The organism is Peribacillus sp. R9-11, from assembly GCF_031345095.1.
Classification (GTDB): domain Bacteria; phylum Bacillota; class Bacilli; order Bacillales; family DSM-1321; genus Peribacillus; species Peribacillus butanolivorans.
Window position 1 is genome coordinate 475,198 of the sequence record NZ_CP133763.1, and the last position, 15,963, is coordinate 491,160.

16 protein-coding genes are annotated in these 15,963 nt (G+C 37.2%); 11 read left to right on the forward strand and 5 right to left on the reverse strand.

What is annotated here, in order from left to right; translation table 11 throughout:
• Positions 1-39 precede the first annotated feature (39 nt).
• Both RE409_RS02320 and RE409_RS02325 read left to right on the forward strand, forming a co-directional pair.
• Positions 40-201, forward strand: a complete 162-nt coding sequence (locus tag RE409_RS02320) for a hypothetical protein (protein WP_201183177.1) — start codon at positions 40-42, stop codon at positions 199-201.
• A complete protein-coding gene (locus tag RE409_RS02325; RefSeq protein ID WP_201183175.1) occupies positions 201-395 on the forward strand; it encodes a DUF5344 family protein in 195 nt (64 codons plus the stop codon). The genes RE409_RS02320 and RE409_RS02325 overlap by 1 nt, the downstream gene beginning before the upstream one ends.
• Positions 396-569: 174 nt before the next feature.
• Here RE409_RS02325 and RE409_RS02330 read toward each other — a convergent pair whose 3' ends face one another.
• Both RE409_RS02330 and RE409_RS02335 read right to left on the reverse strand, forming a co-directional pair.
• On the reverse strand, positions 570-1,826 hold the full coding sequence (locus tag RE409_RS02330; RefSeq protein WP_201183173.1) for a DUF445 domain-containing protein: 1,257 nt from the start codon (positions 1,824-1,826) through the stop codon (positions 570-572).
• A 383-nt stretch (positions 1,827-2,209) separates the two neighbouring features.
• Entirely contained in the window at positions 2,210-3,184 is a 975-nt protein-coding gene (locus RE409_RS02335) for a bile acid:sodium symporter family protein (RefSeq protein ID WP_201183171.1), read from the reverse strand.
• A 350-nt stretch (positions 3,185-3,534) separates the two neighbouring features.
• Here RE409_RS02335 and RE409_RS02340 point away from each other — a divergent pair, with 350 nt between their 5' ends.
• The 4 genes from RE409_RS02340 to RE409_RS02355 all read left to right on the forward strand — a co-directional run bounded on the left by RE409_RS02340 (position 3,535) and on the right by RE409_RS02355 (position 7,468).
• The gene (locus RE409_RS02340) at positions 3,535-4,212 is read left to right on the forward strand and encodes a response regulator transcription factor (protein ID WP_309558452.1); all 678 of its coding nucleotides are present in this window, start codon (positions 3,535-3,537) and stop codon (positions 4,210-4,212) included.
• Positions 4,209-5,588 carry a sensor histidine kinase gene (locus tag RE409_RS02345; protein ID WP_201183167.1) on the forward strand — a complete coding sequence of 460 codons (1,380 nt, stop codon included), beginning with the start codon at positions 4,209-4,211 and terminating at the stop codon, positions 5,586-5,588. Before RE409_RS02340 ends, RE409_RS02345 begins: the two co-directional genes overlap by 4 nt.
• 99 nt (positions 5,589-5,687) lie before the next feature.
• Positions 5,688-6,794 (forward strand): ABC transporter permease, encoded by a 1,107-nt coding sequence (locus tag RE409_RS02350; RefSeq protein ID WP_201222318.1) that lies wholly within the window; start codon positions 5,688-5,690, stop codon positions 6,792-6,794.
• On the forward strand, positions 6,791-7,468 hold the full coding sequence (locus tag RE409_RS02355) for an ABC transporter ATP-binding protein (RefSeq protein WP_309558454.1): 678 nt from the start codon (positions 6,791-6,793) through the stop codon (positions 7,466-7,468). Before RE409_RS02350 ends, RE409_RS02355 begins: the two co-directional genes overlap by 4 nt.
• Positions 7,469-7,958: 490 nt before the next feature.
• Here the strand turns inward: RE409_RS02355 and bioC are convergent, their stop codons facing one another.
• From bioC to bioF, 3 genes are read right to left on the reverse strand one after another with little or no spacing between them, the layout of a single operon-like run.
• Positions 7,959-8,789 (reverse strand): malonyl-ACP O-methyltransferase BioC, encoded by an 831-nt coding sequence (gene bioC / locus RE409_RS02360; protein ID WP_201222316.1) that lies wholly within the window; start codon positions 8,787-8,789, stop codon positions 7,959-7,961.
• Positions 8,779-9,528: an alpha/beta fold hydrolase gene (locus tag RE409_RS02365; protein ID WP_309558456.1), complete on the reverse strand. Its 750-nt coding sequence runs from the start codon at positions 9,526-9,528 to the stop codon at positions 8,779-8,781. Before RE409_RS02365 ends, bioC begins: the two co-directional genes overlap by 11 nt.
• Positions 9,525-10,724 carry an 8-amino-7-oxononanoate synthase gene (gene bioF / locus RE409_RS02370; RefSeq protein ID WP_309558458.1) on the reverse strand — a complete coding sequence of 400 codons (1,200 nt, stop codon included), beginning with the start codon at positions 10,722-10,724 and terminating at the stop codon, positions 9,525-9,527. The genes RE409_RS02365 and bioF overlap by 4 nt, the downstream gene beginning before the upstream one ends.
• A gap of 459 nt (positions 10,725-11,183) precedes the next feature.
• Between bioF and RE409_RS02375 the strand changes: the two genes are divergently transcribed.
• From RE409_RS02375 to RE409_RS02395, 5 genes are all read left to right on the forward strand, one after another.
• Positions 11,184-12,023 (forward strand): YitT family protein, encoded by an 840-nt coding sequence (locus RE409_RS02375; RefSeq protein ID WP_053344275.1) that lies wholly within the window; start codon positions 11,184-11,186, stop codon positions 12,021-12,023.
• Positions 12,024-12,253: 230 nt separating this feature from the next.
• On the forward strand, positions 12,254-12,439 hold the full coding sequence (locus tag RE409_RS02380; RefSeq protein WP_201183156.1) for a hypothetical protein: 186 nt from the start codon (positions 12,254-12,256) through the stop codon (positions 12,437-12,439).
• A gap of 364 nt (positions 12,440-12,803) precedes the next feature.
• On the forward strand, positions 12,804-14,102 hold the full coding sequence (locus tag RE409_RS02385) for an ABC transporter substrate-binding protein (protein WP_201250127.1): 1,299 nt from the start codon (positions 12,804-12,806) through the stop codon (positions 14,100-14,102).
• Between the two features lie 174 nt (positions 14,103-14,276).
• Positions 14,277-15,137 carry a carbohydrate ABC transporter permease gene (locus tag RE409_RS02390; protein WP_053344278.1) on the forward strand — a complete coding sequence of 287 codons (861 nt, stop codon included), beginning with the start codon at positions 14,277-14,279 and terminating at the stop codon, positions 15,135-15,137.
• Complete coding sequence (locus tag RE409_RS02395) at positions 15,137-15,955, forward strand: carbohydrate ABC transporter permease (RefSeq protein ID WP_053344279.1); 819 nt, start codon at positions 15,137-15,139, stop codon at positions 15,953-15,955. Before RE409_RS02390 ends, RE409_RS02395 begins: the two co-directional genes overlap by 1 nt.
• Positions 15,956-15,963 lie beyond the last annotated feature (8 nt).

Sequence of the window (15,963 nt, forward strand, 5' to 3'; positions counted from 1 at the left end):
GTATGAATTTTAGAGGGTGCAGCTTGCACTCTTTTTTTTATGTTTAAAAATGGAAAAACCACGATGCTGAATATAGAGAAAAAAGCTATGAGTGCAGCAGGCACCATAGCGCATGAAGCGGATGCTCTTTTAGGAAAAGGAGAAGCCGTCATTGATCAATTGGAAAGTAAAATATCATATTTAAAAGGGTGGTTGTTTTAATGACGACAATCAAACTGAATCATCCTGCCGTAACTAAGCAATTGGAATTCACCTCGAAGTGGATTGATCGTGAAACCAACCTGAAGAAGGTCTTTGAGCAATATATCAAAATCGTCCAAAAAAATGTAGAAGATACGATATTGTTATTCTTAGTCAAAATCTCATTAGCTTTGGCAAAATCATTTCCCCATTAAAAAGCCCTTAAGGTTAAGGGCTTATCATCATTGCTATTACGACTGAGGCAGCGAATCAGCACGAGTCCGAAACTGAGAGAATCAGTGCCAAAAGAACAAACTAGAAACCGGATTCGATCTGGTAACGGCAGCAAGCTGCAAGAAGCTGAAACCATATCGGTCGCAGCGCCGGAATTATACCAGCTTAAGTAGAGCCTGTATACCTGTTAGGATAATCCCTATTATAAAACCACAAACCGCTCCGTTCACACGAATCCATTGTAAATCTTTTCCTACACCATTTTCCATCATATCAATTAGAGTTTCGTTGTCTAGCTTATCTAAATTTTCTTGTACAAGATTGCCGATCTGCGTATGATTATTTTCAATGAGAACAGTAATTTGTTTCTGAATCCAATTATCAATGTGGGTGCTATTTTCTTTTATGTTGTCTAGTATGTGATAAATCAATGGAGTAAGATAAGTATCCATGAAATTTTTATCTTCAACGAAATCTAATGCATCTTGTTGAATTTGTTGTAGACTTCCCATTATTGTTGCTTCAGGTTCCCATTTTGTTAGAAGTTGTTTTTTCCATTTTTCAACTCCTTCTAACAGTTCTCGGTTATGGTCAATGCCTTGTATCTCTTTCCTGATATATAAGATTAAAGCCTCTCTATTTGGTTCTTCCTCGTTTTGTAAATTATTTACGACACTTAATAAAAGGTTTTGTATGATATTCCCAAGTTTCTCTTCGTTAAGTAGACTTTGAATGGATTTAACGGCAAACTGAAGCATACCATCTAGTTCAATCTTACTAAGTACATCCATGGAAACAGTGCCTAGTTGGTGACTTGTTTGTTTTTTTCTTAACCAATCTTCAGCTTTTTTCAAAACATGATCCAAAGCTTTCCTATCAAATTGTTCATTAAGTAGCTGTGAACTTACTAAATGAAGAAGCTTGCTCATTTCTATGTTAGAAAGTGTAGCTTCAATTTTTTTTGCAACGAAAGGTGTAATCTTTTCAATATCTATATAACAAATCATTTGCTTGATAAGTTTAATAAGAACTTTTCTAAAAGCATCACTTTGTATCTCTTTTACTAAAATAGGGATCAATTTTTCTGTAAAAGGAATATGTTTTACTTTGTCTTGAATACTTTCCTTTGAAAGCCAGTCATTTTTTAACATCGAAACAAGTGCATTTGTCATTCTTTTACGATTGTTGGGCAAAAGAGCTGTATGAGGGATTGGTAATCCAAGCGGATGGCGGAATAATGCAGTGACTGCAAACCAATCTGCTAATCCACCAACTAGACCTGCCTCAAACCCTCCATGTAATAAATCTAACGGCAACGAACCTTGAAATGGAGTGGTTGCAATATAACCCAACCCCATGATAATTAGTGAATATCTAGCAATTTTTCTTGACGATTTTATTTTTGGTGACATTATATTCCCTCATCCTTAAAATGATATTCAATTACTATATCCAAATCATTAGCAAGAGTTTTATGTCTTACTTTTATCTAGTAGTATAGCAGGTAGTTCAAAAAATTACCCCCAACAAAGGCAGTAAGTTCATTTATTCAGGGGAAAAAGCATATCACTTATTAAGTAATGGAACCTTAAAAATGCATCACAATATGAATCAGCCCTACAATCATTAATATATCACGTTGAATATTTGTTATCTTCCTTGAAATGTTCAATATGCAGATAGTTAATTCACAATAAAAAAAGCCGATTTACTCAATCGGCTTAATCCACTAATTTAATTAAAAGAGTCAAAAAAGCCCTCCAGATTATCGATTTTTTGGATCATATACACATTATTATGCGCCTATTTTTATCGAATTATTTTTAGCGTTCTCTCCATTTTTTTTATCTTTCATGCGACTGAAAATAAAGGCTAGAACGGAGCCTGATATATTATGCCAAACGCTGAAAATGGCACTAGGTACCGCGGCCAAAGGCGAGAAATGAGCTGTTGCTATTGCTACACCTAAACCGGAATTCTGCATACCAACCTCCATTGCAACTGCTTTCTGTTTAGCTAAATCCATCCCGCATAAACGAGCAAAGAAAAAGCCGAGGAAAAAACCAAGAACATTATGAAGAACGACTACTGCAAAAATCAGCAATCCTGTTTTAGCCAGCTGTGCTTGGCTGCCAGCTACTACAGCAGATACGATCAGAACAATAGAAATGACAGATACTAGAGGCAAAGCCTTTGCACCAGCCTCTGCTTGTTTGCCGAAAAACTTTTTAACAACAAATCCAAGCATCAGTGGGATAATCACCACTTGAATGATAGAAATAAATAATGATCCAATACTAATATTAACCCATTTACTTGCCAAGAGCAGAATAAGCAGGGGGGTTACGATAGGTGCTAGAATAGTGGAAACAGAAGCAATGGCAACTGCAAGCGCAACATTTCCTCTCGCAAGAAACACCATGACATTTGATGCTGTTCCACTTGGGCAACACCCAACCAAAATAACACCAACAGCCACTTCTTTCGGTAAATCGAACCCTATTGCTAATACAAACGCTAATAATGGCATAATGATAAAGTGTCCTGCTACCCCTAGTGCTACTTCTTTCGGTCGACGGAAAACTTCTTTAAAATCCGCTGTTGATAGTGTAAGTCCCATGCCAAACATGACAATTCCTAATAATGGAACAATATAGGCTCCAATCCATATAAAATGATTAGGCATGATATACGCAATAATTGCGAAAATAATGACCCATAAGGTAAACGTTTTACCAGCAAAAGAGCTGATTTTCTCTACTAAACCCATAGTGACCTCCTAGATGTTTTAAAATAAATCAATTATAAATTATATTCAGAATATTTAAAACCCTTTTAAGTAATAAAAAATATCAATGCGTTTCTAACCAGCCATTTGGGAATCAATTTACTACTTCTTATGTTTATGAAGATAAACTTTAATAAAAAAGCGGACAAGGTTTTAAAAACTTTGTTCGCCATTTTTATTTAGATAGGCCTATATATTATTGGCAAACTAATTTATAAGGAAAGTAACCACTGGTTTTCTAGAGCGCGAATCAGTATTGGTTGTTTTAAAAGCTCAATTATTGCTATTGTAAGAATAACAAGGTTATTAAATGAAGTGGAGATGTGGTTTCTTTGATACATATATTAATTGCTGATGATGATCGTCATATTAGAGAATTATTAAAATTTCACTTAGAAAAAGAAGGGTACATGGTGTTCGAAGCAAAGGATGGAAATGAAGCTTCATCAATACTAGAGAAAGAACGAATCCATCTTGCTGTTGTAGATATTATGATGCCATATAAAAACGGACTGGATCTTTGTAAGGAAATCCGGGATCAATATGATCTACCGGTTATTTTATTGACAGCTAAAGATCAACTTATCGATAAAGAAAAGGGGTACTTTGCTGGTACTGATGATTATCTCGTCAAGCCATTTGAACCCCGAGAGCTATTATTTCGAATTAAAGCTCTTTTGCGCAGGTATCGCATGGTTAATTCTGAATTGATTTCCTTGAATCAAACGGTTATTGACCGTAAAAGTTATGAAGTGCGAATAAAGGGGAGTACGTTGCTCCTGCCGCTTAAGGAATTTGAGCTACTAGCTCAGCTGGGTAGTTTTCCTGATCAGGTCTTTACACGTGAGCAGCTAATTGAACTGGTGTGGGGTGCTGATTTTGAAGGGGATGATCGGACTGTTGATGTCCATATTAAACGGTTAAGGGAACGTTTTGCAGGGCGGACCGATGATTTTGTGATAACGACTGTCCGTGGCTTAGGTTATAAACTGGAGGTCAATAAGAAGTGAAAACACTTTATTTCAGGATAGTTATTCAAACCATTTTGATCATGGTACTTGCCAGTGTCATCGCTTTTTTAATTTCCAATGTCTATTATCATAAGGTTCAGAAACCACACAATGGTGAGAAGATAAGCAAAGTTGCTGGTGATATCGTCTCCTTATATGAAGAAAATCCAGGTCAGGATATTGATGCGTATTTAAATCATATTGCAGGATTGCACTATCAAATGTATTTATTTAATGAGCAGGGTGAAGGGACTTTGTATGGGGAGCCGTTTCGGGAAACAGCTTTGGATTCAGACACGATTTCAGGAGTTTTGAACGGGAAAACCTATCAAGGGATCGCTAATTATAATAATGGGCTGTTTATTACGGGTTTTTTTGAGGATGTATTAATCAATAGCGTTGGGGTACCAATTAATGTGGATGGCGAGAAATATGCCTTGTTTGTAAGGCCGAATATAGAACTGCAGTTTGGAGAGTTCCGCTTTTTCCTTGCTGTTTTGCTCGTACTTACGCTCCTTCTCAGTTTTTTATTTGTGATCATTAACACGCGATTCATTGTTAAGCCAATTACGAAATTAACAGAAGCCACAAAGAGAATCGCTGATGGGGATTATAGTAGTAAATTGAATGTAACCCGAAGTGATGAGATAGGGGATTTGGCACAGCATTTCTCGAAAATGACTCAAAGCATCCAGCGGTTAGATGATATGAGACAGGAATTCGTTTCAAATGTTTCTCATGAAATTCAATCTCCGCTCGCATCTATACAAGGTTTTTCTCAAACCCTTCAATCGGAGGAATTAACAAAGGAACAAAGAAATAATTACTTGTCTATTATTGAAAAAGAGAGCCGGCGCATGTCCTTGTTGAGTAAACAGCTCCTAATGCTTGCTTCCTTGGATATAGAGGATGACCCGCTGCAACGGTCAAATTTCGATTTAGCGCAACAAATACGGCAAGTGATGTTCATGCTGGAATGGAATTGGCGGGAAAAAGATATGGTGATCGAAATGGATTTACCTTCAACCATCATTTCTGCTGATGAGAAACTATTAAACCAAGTATGGACTAACTTGATAACCAACAGTATTAAATACTCTGATATCGGTAGTTCGATTGTTATTCAAATCAAGAAAATTGATGGCTTTGTAGAAGTGAAGATTGCGGACACGGGTATGGGAATTCCAGAAGAAGACCTCCCTTATATCCTTGATCGCTTTTATAAAGTTGATAAAGTGAGAAATCGCAGTGAAACAGGCAGTGGCTTAGGACTTTCGATAACAAAGAAGACGGTTGAACTACATGGCGGAACGATTGAGGTTCAAAGCGAACTTGGCAAAGGGACCACTTTTTATATCCGGTTGCCCCTTATGTAATCATTCGTTCATCTTCCATTCATATTGATTGATTACAATCAAAACATACCGATTGAAGTAGGACTTGATCGGTAAATAAAAGGAATGGGAGATGAAATAATGTTTTTAGCAATACGTGAACTAAAGCATTCAAAGTTACGTTATCTGCTGATTGGACTGATTATGGTATTGGTCGCTTTGCTTGTCTTTATCATTTCAGGATTAGCTAATGGACTTTCTTCAGATAATGCTTCATCCATTCAAAATATGAAGGCCGACTATTTCGTTATGGAGCATGACTCTAAAAATAAACTGAACCGATCAATTATATCCATGGAAAAGCTAGATGAAATCCGGGCTTCATCTGATGTTAAAGCAGCCGAAGGTCTTGGGCAAATGATGATTACTTTAAACAAAGTTGGCTCATCGGAAAAAACGGATGTCACTATTTTTGCGACCAATGCTAGCGGTATATTGGCACCGAAGATCATAGAAGGAACGAACTATGACAATAAGAAGCAAGGTGAAATAGTTGCGGATCGTTCTTTAAAAGAGTTTGGCTATAGATTAGGTGATTCATTAAAAGATGACTTGTCAGGAAAAGTATTAACCATTGTTGGTTTTACTGAAAAACAGTCTTACAGCCATTCCCCGGTAGTTTACATGAATATTAAGGGATGGCAGGAGATGAATCCTGTATTGAAGAATCAAGACAATAATTCAATTAGCACTATAGCAGTTCAGATGGATTCAAAGGCAGAAGAAGCTGTACGCAAATCAATGTCTGGTGATGTAACACTCATATCGAAAGATGAATCACTTCAGAGTATTCCAGGGTTCAAAGAGGAACAGGGTACATTGACGATGATGATTGCCTTTTTGTTTGTTATAGCAGCTTTTGTTTTGGCAGTGTTCTTCTATGTCATTACTTTACAAAAAACGAATCAATTTGGTGTACTTAAGGCACTTGGAGCTAATACGAGCTACCTTGCAAAAAGTATCGTTGGTCAGGTTATGCTACTTGCCGTGGCATGCATAGCCATTAGTGTTGCACTGACATATGGCGCCACTTTAATTATGCCAGAAGGAATGCCATTTGAATTGAGTACCAATTTGGTTATTAAATATTCCGTGTTACTTTTGGTTGTATCCGTATTGGGTTCGCTGCTATCACTTTATCGAGTAGCGAAGATAGATGCGATCGAAGCAATAGGGAGGGTATCATGATGGGAGATAAACTATTATTTGAAAACGTCAGTAAGATTTATGGGGAAGGCGATAATAAGGTGACAGCCCTTGATAATATTTCCCTGAATGTGAGAGCGGGGGAATTCGTCGCCATCGTGGGTCCATCAGGCTCAGGAAAAAGTACTTTTCTTTCCATAGCCGGTGCGTTACTTTCCCCGAGTAAAGGACGTTTACTTTTGAATAATGAGGATATTACATCACTATCTTCAAAGGAATTGACTCGAGTGCGCCTTGAAAAGATCGGGTTTGTATTCCAATCATCGAATCTTGTGCCATATCTAACCGTACGAGATCAGCTTCTGCTCATTTCTGAACTGATTGGCAAACGGGAAAAAAAAACTGTGAAAAAAGCGGACGAATTGCTTAGCCACCTTGGACTTAGACATCGGGCAGATCACTTGCCAGAAGCACTGTCGGGCGGAGAGCGGCAGCGTGTAGCCATCGCCCGTTCGTTGATGAATGATCCTGAAATCATTTTAGCGGATGAACCAACCGCAAGTCTTGATTCCAAAAGAGGCAGGGATGTTGTTGAAATGCTTGCTCATGAGGTGAAGTCAAGAAATAAAGCAGCCATTATGGTGACACATGATGAAAGAATGTTAGATTTATGTGATCGAGTAGTCAATATTACAGATGGCCGGGTTTTCGGGTGAAAAAGTTAAACGTAAACACATTTTCATCTTAAGATGATTTGAGTAATTTTCAATTGAAATAAAGGCTGAAATATTCCGATTGGACTGAACCTAAAATAATAAGACAATATTAATATTCTTTTAAAAGAGAACAAGGTTTGAACGGACCTAGTAAAATGAGACACAATAAAAAACTTTAATTAGGCCGCCGCTTCTCCAAAGGAATTTGGAGAAGCGGCGGCCTAATTTTTCTTGAATTGGAACCTTGTTTAGTTAAATTCAATAACAAGATGAGCTCTACTTATTTATGAAAAACTAATCCGAATGCATGCACAGTAAGCACCTGAATTCTAGAGGAAACAGTAGTCTATATAAATACTTTATAGAACGGACTTAAATTATGTAAGGAAAGACGGGAAAAGGTGATCTCCCAGTATATTTTATAAACGGCTATAAGATAGAAAAAGGATACTATGCTGGTATACCAGACCATTATCTTCGGATTAAGGTGTTAGGGTAGGGGTGCATGCTTTTTAATATTAAAGAACAAACAATGATAGGTTGCCTTCACACCTGATTCATCTTGGTATTTTGTTTCGTATATGTTGATTAACTCTCGAAAAAAAGAAGGGCGCTGGCAGTAGTTTTCTTTGTTGCTGTTAGCTGCACCAATCTTTTTAATTGAAGTGAAAAATTCACGTACTGTCTGAAAGTACTCTAGTTCAAGCTTTTCCATTTTTGTTATCTCGATTGGAAATGCTGATGAAAAGGGGAGTGCTTCTTCACAAACTTGGGATAATTCTTCTAGTGTGTAAAACATTTGGCCTGGTGAACTATCAATGGAAAGTTGAAGCTTTTCTTTCGCATGTTCATATGACATATGAAGCTCTTGAAAGGTATCGATTCCGAACGTTGAAAATATCAGGCTTCCTTCAGCCGTTAATCGTGCAATCAATTTTTCAAGAGTTGCAGGAAGATTATTCAGCCATTGAAATGTTGCATTAGAAATAATCAAGTCGTAATTTTCATTAAGCGCCATTTCTTCGATATCAGTACATAAAAATGTAACACGATCTTCCTTTGTCATTCCTTTCGCCACTTCAACCATTCCTGGTGCCAAATCAACAGCGGTAATAGAAGCATTAGGAAATGTATTAACGAGTAACCTCGTTAAGTAACCAGTGCCGCAGCCAATTTCAAGGATGTTAATTCTTTGTTTGCTGTTTTTTTGAGGGAGCAAATCCACTAATTGTTTCGCCATGTTTTTTTGAACATTGGCATACGCATCATATGTTTTCGCGTGTTCACTGAACCGCTTACTTAACAATCGTTTATCTATCATGAATGTACTCCTTTTGAATAAATGTTTTTATATGCTCCATACATTCCTGTGGTTTTGTGAAAAATGGAATATGACCAGCGCCTTCGATAATATGAACCTCGGCTTTCCCACCCAGATTTTCTTTAATGAAAGATGAGGCTTCGAGTGGGCAAATTTTGTCTTCTCTCCCATGAAGTAATATAAAGGGGGCTTCAATCCAGTCGAGTCTTGATCTAGCATCTTTCTGAATTAGATAATCCAAACCAATCAGAAGCGAAAATACGTCATCCCCATGAAACTCGCTTTGAATTGTCGTGATGAATTGATGATAAAAACCTTCTTCTTTTTCAGCTTCGGAAAACATTGCTTCATAGAAAGAAGTCAAAGTCTTCTCTTTATTGCGCTGCAGTTGTTTCTTCATGCGCTCGACTATTCGTGGATCCCAGCCAAATGAATAATTATCTCCTGTGGTAAACCGACTTGTTGCGCCAAAAAGGATATAACCTTTTATTTTTTCTCGAAACGAACTTGAAAGTTCAAGTGATACTATTGTTCCTAATGACCAGCTCAGTAAATAAACAGGACCATCGATGGAAGCGATTGTGTCTATGACTCGTTCTTCAAAGTCATTTAGTGTTTTCATATCTCTCCATTCTATGAATGAGAGATGAAATACTTCTGACAGCGGTTTGATTAACGGTTGAAACGCATCTTTTTCCATTCCCCAGCCAGGAAGCATGACTAAATTCGGCTGTTTCATTCAATAACACCCATTTCTTTTCCAATGATCGAAACTTTTTCAACTGCCCAATCAAGATCTTTTATATCGTGGAGAGCTGTTACGGTAAAACGGATTCTCGCCTCATTTTCAGGAACGGTCGGCGGCCTGACAGCAATAGCTGCAATTCCTTCTTTCTGCAAACGTGTGGCAAATTCCATCGCTTTTTCGTTTTCCCCGATGACGATAGGAACAATTTGTGATCGACTTCCACAAATATTAAACCCGTAATATGTGAGTTCTTCTCTAAAGTGTTCTGAATGTGTTTGGAGCAGTGAGCGGCGTTCTGGTTCTTGTTGTACAAGTTCTATCGCTGTTTTCATAGCACCGAGTATGGCTGGGGGGAGCGCAGTTGAATATATGAATCCGCGCATGCTATTTTTTAAATAATCGATGAGCCATTTTTTCCCGACGACATAGGCCCCGAATGAACCGAGCGCTTTACTGAATGTTCCCATTTGGATATCTATTTTATTTTGAAGATGGAGATGACCGGCATAACCTTCACCGTTTTTACCGTAGATGCCGCTTCCGTGTGCTTCATCAGTCATTAACATAGCGTTATAACGTTCTTTTAACCAAACAAGGTCTTCAAGATAAGCAAAGTTACCGTCCATGCTGAAGACCGTATCCGTCACGATTAATTTACGTGCTTCCATCGATGATTTTTTCAATAATGCTTCTAAATGATCTAAATCATTATGACGATAGCGTAGATGCTTTGCACGGCTTAAAAGAGCTCCATCGACAATGCTTGCATGATTCAATTTATCGCTATAAATAATATCGTTACGGGACAGCAGGGTGGAGATAATTCCAAGGTTCGCGTTATATCCACTGTTAATAATGAGTCCTGCTTCGGCTTTCTTCCAATTGACAAGAGCTTGTTCTACTTGCTCGTAAAGAGGATGATTGCCAATAATTAAACGTGAAGCCGTTGCTCCTGCACCATATGTATGTACTGCATCTACCATAGCCTTTTTCAGCCGCTCATCCCCTGCATATCCTAAATAGTTATTAGAAGCTAGATTCAGCATCCTGCACCCGTTGATCATAAGCCATGGCTGCTCGGCGAATTCCGTTGAAACGAGTTCACGTTTTTGCGATATCTCTTCTAAATAAGCCAGTTCTTTCTTAATTTTTTCTTCCCAACAAGGTAATTGTTTTTCACTGTGCATAGCCATTCTCCTTTTTATATGTTAACTAAAAATAATATAGGTTAACATATAAAACATTCTAATCATGACTCAATGAAACTGTCAAGCTTTGAAAAGGAACATGATAATAAATTGATTATCCATTAATCTAGGAGAAATCAAGGGGCGAAAAAAGATACTTATCATAAGCATGCTGTTGGTTATTTGAACCAATTCGAGGAGCGTGAAACTAACATAATAATAGGTTAATGAGAAGGAGACAGTGGCTTTGTTAAGCTAATGTATAAAAGAGCTTAGTGAAAATTAGTGCCTTTGTATGTATTAATCTTGTTCATTGAAGATAATCTAACTTCCAACGTAGTCTTTTTGTTAAACCTTCAAATCTTTGAAGGATTAAATGGAATTCCATGTTACTATAGAGCAGTGAAATTAACCTATTTCTTTTCACATTAACCATTACATAAAGGAAGGTAATTAAATATGAAAAAGATTTCTTTAGATGTTTTCTTTATATTAATAGGAGCTTTTATTTTCGCTTTGGCAATAAATCTTTTCGTTATTCCCAATGAACTTGGTGAGGGAGGAGTCACGGGGATAACCATCATTTTGTTTTATCTTTTTGAATGGTCACCAGGGCTGTTAAGTTTGATTATTAACGCTTTCCTGCTCATTGTCGGTTATAAATATTTGTCGAAAATAACAACGGTTTATACAATCATAGCCGTTGCATTTAATTCACTTTTCCTCCATTTAACCGAAAGTTGGAGTATATCTTCAGATGAATTGGTCGTCAATGCGATATTTGGCGGTGTTTTTGCCGGTGCAGGTATTGGCATAATCATTCGAGTTGGAGGCACGACTGCCGGTACAACGATCTTAGCCCGAATTACGAATAAGTATTTGGGATGGAGCTTAAGCTATGGACTTCTGTTTTTCGATTTAATCGTTGCGTTCTCATCTTATTTTATTATTGGTGCAGAAGGTCTAATGCTTACTATCCTTATGCTTTATATTGGAACAAAAACGATGGAATTCATCATTGAGGGATTGAACCCAAAAAAAGCGATTACCATCATTTCAAAAGAAGCGGACCAGATTGCAAAACAAGTAACCGTTTTGATGGATAGAGGGGTGACTGTTTTTAGTGGTCATGGATACTATACAAAAGAATCCAAAGAAATCCTATATATTGTTATTAGTAAGCAAGAGGTACTCAAATTAAAGAGAATTGTACAGTCTACTGATAGAAGTGCTTTTATAGCCATACATGATGTTCGTGATGTATTTGGGGAAGGATTCTTAGATATTTCGAAGTCTTAAAACCATATTGAGGAGCCAATGAGGTTCCTTTTAATGGGGAATCCTATATAGTATTTTTGAAACATTTGATATTTGGAACTAAAGAAATAATTGAAAAGAGCCTAAATAGGCTTTTTTTATTTTTCCAAAAAGAGAAAAATCTGTAAAATAAGAATAATTTGTTATATTATGTAAGTAAGAATCCAAACACCCTGAGGAGTGCAGCCATTAAATATGGAGGTGTGTCCAATATGATCCTTTTAAAAGTGGATGACAGAAAGTTTGGGAAAAGCAATATCAAGTACAGCATAGTTGATAAGGAAACGAATGAACTGATTATTAGTGGTGTGTTTGAAGAATTTGGACAAGCAAGTGATAAATATTATGAACTAAAGGATGAGTATGGTTCATCCAATGTGAAGATGATATTGAAGTGAATAGAGGGGAGCCTTTGGGTTTCCCTATTTAAAACTTATTTAGAATAAATGTCCATTACGATAATTTTTATAATCAAATAAAGGAATAATCTTAGGTTTGTGAATCATATAATTAAGTAGACAAGGCTTATATCCTACTTGTTGTTTACAAAAAAATACAAATTAATTGTAAAGTATGGAATTTAGTGGTAATATAAAGCGCATAAATGAAAACGTTTACAGTATTCCTGTAAGGAGGTGATGTATAAAAGGTTGGATAGAATAATAATATAGTAGATTTAGAAGTGTATATTTTTTTATCATTTTATGCAAACGTTTTCTTGAATTTGCATAAGATCTTATGAAAAAGGGAGAGTTGGTAGGCATGAAACTTCAAAAATGGTACGGGGGAATCTTTTCTGTTTTATTAATTTTTAGTGTGATTTTGGCTGGATGCTCTTCTTCTACAGGTGGAGACAGTGACTCTAAAGACAAAGATAAAGTGACGCTGGATATCTTTCAATTCAAAGTAGAGTTTAAGCAGCAATTTGAGAATTTGGCAAAACAATATGAAAAAGAAAATCCAAATGTAAAAATCAAGATATCAACAGTGGGTGGTGGAAATGATTATAAATCAGCCATTACTGCAAAGTTTGCTTCAGGTGAGGAGCCAGCAGTTTTTAACATTGGCGGACCAATAGATGTTGAACAATATAAAGATAGATTATTAGATTTAAAGGATACAAAGGCTGCAGCTGCTGCGCTTGATGGTACATTGGATGGCGTGGAAGAGGACGGGCACGTTCTAGGGCTTCCATTTAACCAAGAAGGATACGGCTTGATTTATAACAAACGAATTTTTGAAGAAGCCGGAGTTAAACCTGAAGAAATTACTAGTTATTCAGCATTAGAGGCTGCGGTTAAAAAACTGGATTCACAGAAAGATAAATTGAAAATCGAGGCGGTTTTCGCTTATCCGGTTAAAGAGAAGTGGGTAACAGGAAACCACTTATCAAATGTCTTTTTAGCACCTGAATTTGATGGGAATGTATTAACTGCGAGCAAGTCACCAACCGTTAAATTTACGGATGGAGACAAGTTTAAGCAACTGGTCGATATTCAAAATAAATATTCCGTTCAGCCGACGGCAAGTCTAGATTATTCACAACAAGTGGAAGAGTTGTTCTCGCTTGAAAAGGTTGCAATCATTCAGCAAGGAAACTGGGTGTATAACACAGTGTACGATATGGATCCTGAGTTAGCCGAAAACGGTATTGGTATTATCCCGATTCCGAATGGGGATACAGCTGCGGGGATGCCAGTTGGGGTTCCAAACTATTGGGCAGTGAACAAAAAATCAGATGAAAAAGTTCAGGAAGAAGCGAAGAAATTCCTCGACTGGATGTATACATCTGATGAAGGAAAAAAAGCTGTTTTGGAGGATTTTAAATTCATTCCAGCTTATGAAGGGTATGACGTAGAAAAAATTGCCGATCCACTTTCAAAAGAAATTTATAAATATTCACAAGATGGAAAGACGACTGGCTGGGTTTTTAATGGATATCCAGTTGGTTGGAATGATGACCTAGGTGCAAGTGTCCAAAAATACGTAACCGGTAAACTAACATGGGATGAACTTGTGCAACAAAATATTGAAAATTGGGAGAAAATTCACAGTAAATAAGTATTCCGTAAATGGGAAACAACCAATCGCCGTCGAAAGCTGTGTCGATTGGTTGTTCCTTGTTACAAGAAAGTTGTTAGAGGGAAAGTTCGGTTACTAGATATTCTTCGATTTTCGATTCGAAATTAAAACTCATTTTCTACTAATATATCTTTCATAAGGAGGTCGGTTTCATTGAGAAATCGGGATGCCGCATATTGGCTGTTTTTGACACCTGTTCTGGCTGCACTCATTTTGGTGGTGATTGTGCCACTCATTTACGGATTTTATTATTCATTTACGAATTGGAACGGTCTTGGAACTCCGGACTTTATAGGGCTTAAAAATTATATAGACTTGTTTACGGATAGAGGGTTTCTGGATACATTTTGGTTCACCATTAAATTTTCAGTAGCAGCTATTGTGGTAATTAATATTATCGGCTTGAGTTTAGCGCTTATCGTGACGTCGAAAATTAAATCAAGCAACCTACTTAGGACAGTTTTCTTTATGCCAAATTTGATCGGTGGCTTGATTCTCGGTTTTATTTGGCAGTTTATTTTTATTAAAGTATTCGGCGCAATTGGTGATTTGACAGGGATTGAAGCTTTTAATGGCTGGTTGTCAACGACAGAAACCGGTTTTTGGGGATTAATCATTTTAACGTCTTGGCAAATGGCTGGTTATATCATGATCATTTATATTGCTTATTTACAAGCGGTTCCTGAAGAACTGATCGAAGCGGCTAAAATTGATGGGGCCAACAGCTTTCAACGTTTTCGCCATATTACTTTTCCGCTTGTAGCACCGGCTTTTACTGTTAGTTTGTTCTTAACGCTTTCCCACTCCTTTAAAATTTATGATCAAAACCTTTCTTTGACTAACGGAGCGCCTTATAACTCAACTGAAATGGTTGCGATGAACATTGTTAAATCCGCTTTTACCGAAAATGATATGGCATATGCACAGGCAAAGGCCGTTATCTTCTTCGTAATTGTGGCAGCAGTTTCTCTAACACAAGTGTATATCAATAAGAAAAGGGAGGTTGAGCTGTAATGAGAAAAAAATGGAAGCTATGGCTGGTTGGATTCATCGGTTTCATCTTGGCATTATTGTGGCTCGCTCCGTTTTATTTAATGATTGTCAATGCTTTTAAAATGAAACGTGATATTTTTGCCGACACGCTGGGGTTGCCTAAAACTTGGACATTCGAAAACTTTACTCAAGCTTTCGAACAATTGGATTTCCTTCGGACTTTATTTAATTCTTTATTGATATCGGGCGTCAGCGTAGTAATAATTATTATCTTTTCAGCAATGGCGGCTTATGCGCTTTCACGAAACAAAAGTAAAGTCAGTTCTTTGCTCTTCTTCGTGTTTGTGGCAGCCATGTTGATTCCATTTCAATCTGTGATGATACCGCTTGTTGCCCAATTCGGACAGCTTGGGATGTTGAACAAGGCTGGGTTGATTTTCATGTATTTAGGCTTTGGCAGCAGTCTCTCGATATTCTTGTATCACGGTACTTTAAAAGGGATTCCTACCTCGCTTGACGAAGCTGCGAAAATAGATGGAGCGAACAGGTTTCAAGTATTTTGGTATATCATTTTTCCTTTATTAAAACCTATGTCGATTACAGTTGGAATCTTAAATGTTATTTGGATTTGGAACGACTACCTGTTGCCATCCCTTGTTATTGGAGGCGCTGGCTCGGAGACAATCCCGCTTAAATTATTCTTCTTTTTCGGACAGTATACGAAACAATGGCATCTAGCCTTGGCTGGGCTTACTTTATCCATTATTCCAGTCATTATCGCGTATTTTTTTGCTCAGAGGCAAATTATCAAAGGAATTGCGGATGGTGCCGTTAAATAAGTATTTAA

Excerpts from the sequence above, each read along its gene's own strand:
- RE409_RS02320 (WP_201183177.1), top strand. The coding sequence starts at position 40 with ATGTTTAAAAATGGAAAAACCACGATGCTGAATATAGAGAAAAAAGCT.
- RE409_RS02355 (WP_309558454.1), top strand. The coding sequence starts at position 6,791 with ATGATGGGAGATAAACTATTATTTGAAAACGTCAGTAAGATTTATGGG.
- RE409_RS02365 (WP_309558456.1), bottom strand. The coding sequence starts at position 9,528 with ATGAAACAGCCGAATTTAGTCATGCTTCCTGGCTGGGGAATGGAAAAA.
- RE409_RS02385 (WP_201250127.1), top strand. The coding sequence starts at position 12,804 with ATGAAACTTCAAAAATGGTACGGGGGAATCTTTTCTGTTTTATTAATT.
- RE409_RS02335 (WP_201183171.1), bottom strand. The coding sequence starts at position 3,184 with ATGGGTTTAGTAGAGAAAATCAGCTCTTTTGCTGGTAAAACGTTTACC.
- RE409_RS02380 (WP_201183156.1), top strand. The coding sequence starts at position 12,254 with ATGATCCTTTTAAAAGTGGATGACAGAAAGTTTGGGAAAAGCAATATC.
- RE409_RS02330 (WP_201183173.1), bottom strand. The coding sequence starts at position 1,826 with ATGTCACCAAAAATAAAATCGTCAAGAAAAATTGCTAGATATTCACTA.
- bioF (WP_309558458.1), bottom strand. The coding sequence starts at position 10,724 with ATGCACAGTGAAAAACAATTACCTTGTTGGGAAGAAAAAATTAAGAAA.
- RE409_RS02325 (WP_201183175.1), top strand. The coding sequence starts at position 201 with ATGACGACAATCAAACTGAATCATCCTGCCGTAACTAAGCAATTGGAA.
- RE409_RS02395 (WP_053344279.1), top strand. The coding sequence starts at position 15,137 with ATGAGAAAAAAATGGAAGCTATGGCTGGTTGGATTCATCGGTTTCATC.
- RE409_RS02350 (WP_201222318.1), top strand. The coding sequence starts at position 5,688 with ATGTTTTTAGCAATACGTGAACTAAAGCATTCAAAGTTACGTTATCTG.
- RE409_RS02375 (WP_053344275.1), top strand. The coding sequence starts at position 11,184 with ATGAAAAAGATTTCTTTAGATGTTTTCTTTATATTAATAGGAGCTTTT.
- bioC (WP_201222316.1), bottom strand. The coding sequence starts at position 8,789 with ATGATAGATAAACGATTGTTAAGTAAGCGGTTCAGTGAACACGCGAAA.